We start from the raw sequence: 558 nt of genomic DNA on the forward strand, positions 1-558 counted from the left end.
GATGCGGAAAGCGATACCACGGTTCGAGCAACCACGGTTCCTGTCACACTGCATATTCGACAATCCGGCTTTGTGGAGGACAGTGCAACACCCATTCCGCCAACGCCGGATCTATATACGCAGCTTTTGAAAAAGCTTTCCGAGATGCAAACCGGAGCAAACGGAAAAGACGGTCGTTCTGCTTATGAAATTGCCATAGAAAACGGTTTTGTGGGGACTGTTGCAGAATGGCTGGAGAGTTTGAAAGGCAGGGATGGTATTGATGGCAAGGACGGATTACCGGGAAAGGACGGAAAAGATGGTGCAGACGGTTTGCCCGGTAAGGACGGCACAAATGGGAAAGACGGTAGAGATGGGATTGACGGAAAGGACGGCGTTTCTCCGGACTTGACAAATTATCCGGATACCGATGCTGTAAAAGCACTGGTTCAAGCTGCTGTTCAGCCGCTTTTACAGCAGACACACATTCATAAAAATCTGGATGTTTTAGATGATTTGACGGCAAATGAACTTTCCTTGCTGCGTGCTCTTCAGGAATTCGAGGATGATACAACTTAC

Annotated in this window: 1 pseudogene; it reads left to right on the forward strand. The window is 48.4% G+C overall.

Annotation, left to right across the window (positions count from 1 at the left end):
* Window positions 1–558, forward strand: a pseudogene (locus DXB92_RS13935) (hypothetical protein); the annotation flags it as partial.

Origin of the sequence: Ruminococcus sp. OM06-36AC, from assembly GCF_003438725.1 — a bacterium.
Lineage (GTDB): Bacteria > Bacillota > Clostridia > Oscillospirales > Ruminococcaceae > Ruminococcus_C > Ruminococcus_C callidus.